Origin of the sequence: Micromonospora sp. RTGN7 (genome assembly GCF_033804645.1) — a bacterium.
Taxonomy (GTDB): Bacteria; Actinomycetota; Actinomycetes; order Mycobacteriales; family Micromonosporaceae; genus Micromonospora.
Genome location: NZ_JAPZLF010000046.1, coordinates 1 through 3,944 on the forward strand (window position 1 = coordinate 1; position 3,944 = coordinate 3,944).

Consider the following 3,944-nt stretch of genomic DNA (forward strand, 5'->3'; position numbering starts at 1 on the left):
TGGATCGGCCGCGTCGGGCGGCGGTGTCGTCGTTTGGGATTTCGGGGACGAATGCGCATGTGATCGTGGAGCAGGCGGAGCCGGTGGAGGCGGAGGCGTCTGCACCGGTGGTGTTGCCGGTGGTGCCGTGGTTGGTGTCGGGGCGGTCGGCGGAGGCGCTGTCGGGTCAGGCGGGGCGGCTGGCGGAGTTCGCCCGGGGGCACGCCGAGGTGTCGCCGGTCGACGTGGGCTGGTCCCTGGCCGCCTCGCGGGCCGCGTTGGAACACCGCGCCGCCATAGTCGCCCCGGACCGGGACGGCCTGCTCGCCGGCCTGGCCGCCCTCGCCGACGGCCGCTCGGCTCCCGGCCTGGTCACCGGCGAGGTCGTCTCGGGTCGGCGGGCGTTGCTGTTTTCGGGTCAGGGTGCGCAGCGGGCGGGGATGGGCCGGGAGTTGTACGACGCGTTTCCGGTGTTCGCGGATTCGTTCGATCGGGTGTGTGCGTTGTTCGTGGGTCGGCTTGACCATCCGTTGCGGGAGGTGGTGTTCGCCGAGCCGGGCACCGATTTTGCGGGGTTGTTGAATCAGACGGCGTATACGCAGGCGGGTTTGTTTGCGGTGGAGGTGGCGTTGTATGAGTTGTTGTCGTCGTGGGGGGTGACCGCTGATTACCTGGTCGGGCATTCGATTGGTGAGGTGACGGCGGCTCATGTGGCGGGGGTGTTGTCGCTGAAGGACGCCTGCGTGTTGGTGGCGGCGCGGGGTTCGTTGATGCAGGCGTTGCCGTCCGGTGGCGGGATGTTGGCGGTGGGTGCGGCCGAGGAGTTGGTGCGGGAGTTGGCCGGCGAGGCCGTGGATGTGGCTGCGGTGAACGGGCCGGCTTCGGTGGTGCTGTCCGGCCCGGTTGCCGACCTGGACCGGGTCGCGCGGGAGTGTGCCGGCCGGGGCTGGCGGGCGAAGCGCCTGTCGGTCAGTCACGCGTTCCACTCGCGGTTGATGGAGCCGATGCTGGCCGAGTTCCGGGCGGTTCTCGAAGGGTTGGAGTGGCGGGCGCCGAGGTTGCCGCTCGTGTCGAACCTGACCGGGGGCCTGGTAGACGCCGTCGAGATCACCAGTCCGGAGTACTGGGTGCGGCATGTGCGGGAGGCGGTGCGCTTCGGCGACGCGATCGTCACGCTGCATGGGTTGGGCGTGACGACGTTCGTGGAGCTGGGCCCGGATGCGACGCTCACGGCGATGGCCGCCGAGACGCCGGCCGGCCGGTCGGTGCAGCAGGTGGCGGTGTTGCGGCGGGACCAGTCGGAGGTTGCCGCTCTGGTCGCCGGGTTGGCGCGGTTGCATGTGACGGGCACCCCGGTCGACTGGGCGGCGTGGTTCACCCAGGGCGGTGGTCGGCCCCGCGTCGTGGACCTGCCCAGCTACGCCTTCCACCACCGGCGCTACTGGCTCAACGCCCGTACCCGGCCGCACGGCCCCGAGGGCGGCGTCGCCGCGCCCGACGATGCGGCCTTCTGGCAGGTCATCGAGAACCAGGACGTCGAGGCCCTCGCCGCCACCCTCGCCGTCGACCCCGAGGCCCCGCTGGGCGCCGTGCTCCCCGCCCTCTCCGCGTGGCGACGCCGCCGGGAGGCGGAGTCGACCCTCGACTCGTGGCGGTACCGGGTCACCTGGCAGCCGCTGCCGGAGAGCGCCCGCCGGGAGACCGACAAAATCCTGCTCGTCGCACCCGAACACGCCGCCGAGGAGTGGGTGGCGGCGCTCGCCGCGCCCGGCGTACGGGTGCTGCGGGTGGCCGCCGATGACGACCGCGACGCCCTCGCCCGCGCCCTCGCCGACGCGTACGCCGAGCGGGACGCGCGGCCCGGGACCGTCCTGTCGCTGCTCGGCCTCGCGTCCGGCACGTACCCCGACGCCGCCGCCGTGCCGGCCGGCCTCGCCCACACCGTCGCCCTCGCCCAGGCCCTCGGCGACACCGGGCTCCCCGCCCGGCTCTGGATCGCCACCCGGGGCGCGGTCGCCGTCGACCACCGCGACCAGCCCGTCGACCCCGACCAGGCGTTGCTCTGGGGCTTCGGCGGTGTGCTGCGCGCCGAGCACCCGCAGCGCTGGGGCGGCCTCGTCGACCTGCCCGCCGCCGCCGACGCGCGCGGCGTACGACTGCTGCGCCGGCTGCTCGGCGGGGACCGCGCCGAGGACCAGCTCGCGCTGCGCGCCACCGGCGCGTACGCCCGCCGACTGGTCCGCGCCGGCCAGCCGGCGGGCCCCGGCCGTGCCTGGACCCCCAGCGGCACCGTGCTCGTCACCGGCGGAACCGGCGCGCTCGGCGGGCACGTCGCCCGCGCTCTCGCGGCGGCCGGCGCCGACCACCTGCTGCTGGTCAGCCGCCGTGGCCCCGCCGCCCCCGGCGTCACCGCGCTGATCGATGAGCTGACCGCGACCGGCACCCGGGTCACCGTGGCGGCCTGCGACGTCGCCGACCGGGACGCGCTCGCCGACCTGCTCGCCACGGTCCGCGCCGACCTGCCGCTCACCGCCGTCATGCACACCGCGGCGGCGCTCGACGACAACGTGGTCGACGCCCTCACCGTCGCCCAACTGGCGACCGCGCTGCGGGCCAAGGTCGACGCGGCCCGCAACCTCGACGAACTGACCCGCGACCACGAGCTGTCGGCGTTCGTCCTCTTCTCCTCCCTCGCCGGCACGATGGGCGGGCCCGGGCAGGCCAACTACGCCCCCGGCAACGCCTGGCTCGACGCCCTCGCCCAGCGCCGCCGTGCCGAGGGGCTGCCGGCCACCTCGATCGGGTGGGGGCTGTGGGCCGACGGCGGGGTCAGCGCCGGTGACTTCGAACGCCGGATGGCCCGCAGCGGCTTCGGGGCGATGGCCCCCGCCACGGCCGTCCGGGCGCTCACCCGGGCGCTGGAGGACGACGAGACCCACCTCGTGATCGCCGACGTCGACTGGGACCGGGTGGCGGGCACCGCCGCCGGCCGCCGCTCCGACCCGCTGATCCGGGGCCTGCTGACCGCGCCGCAGGTGACCGACGCCGCCACCGCCGACCGGGCCACCGGGGGCGGGGCCCTGCGGCACCGCCTCGCCGGCCGCACCGACGCCGAGCAGCTCGACGCCCTCCGCGACCTGGTGCGCGCCGAGGTGGCGGCCGTGCTCGGCCACGGCAGCGCCGACCGGGTGCCGGCCGAGCGGGCGTTCCGGGACCTCGGCTTCACCTCGCTGACCGCCGTCGAGCTGCGCAACCGGCTCGACGCCGCCACCGGGCTCACCCTGCCGGCCACGCTCGCCTTCGACCACCCCAACCCCGCCGCCCTGGCGGCCCACGTCCGCACGGAACTGCTGGGTGGGCACGCGCTGCCCGCGACAGAGGCCCCGACGGTACGCCCCGTCGACGACGACCCGATCGTCATCGTCGGCATGGGCTGCCGCTTCCCCGCCGGAGCCGGATCGCCGGCGGAATTCTGGCGGCTGCTGGCCGACGGCGTCGACGCCATGTCCGACCTCCCGGCCAACCGGAACTGGGACCTGGCCGCGCTGCACCACCCCGACCCCGAACACCCCGGGTCGTCGTACGTGTCGCAGGGGGCGTTCCTGCACGACGCGGGGACCTTCGACGCGGAGTTCTTCGGGATCTCGCCCCGCGAGGCCGTGGCGATGGACCCGCAGCAGCGGCTGCTGCTGGAGGTGTCCTGGGCGGCGATCGAGGACGCCCGGATCGACCCGCTCTCGCTGCGCGGCGGCCGGGTCGGCGTTTTCGCCGGCACCAACGGGCAGGACTTCGACAACCTCATCCGGCACGGCGGTGAAGAGCTCGCCGGGTACGGGGCCACCGGCGCCTCCGCAAGCGTGCTGTCGGGGCGGGTGTCGTACTCGTTCGGGTTCGAGGGGCCGGCGGTGACCGTGGACACGGCGTGTTCGTCGTCGCTGGTGGCGTTGCACCTGGCGGCGCAGTCG

General features: G+C 75.0%; 1 protein-coding gene. It reads left to right on the top strand.

The features are described from left to right. On the top strand, window positions 1-3,944 hold a 3,944-nt coding region (locus tag SNR22_RS29085; protein WP_413775729.1), incomplete at both ends, for an SDR family NAD(P)-dependent oxidoreductase.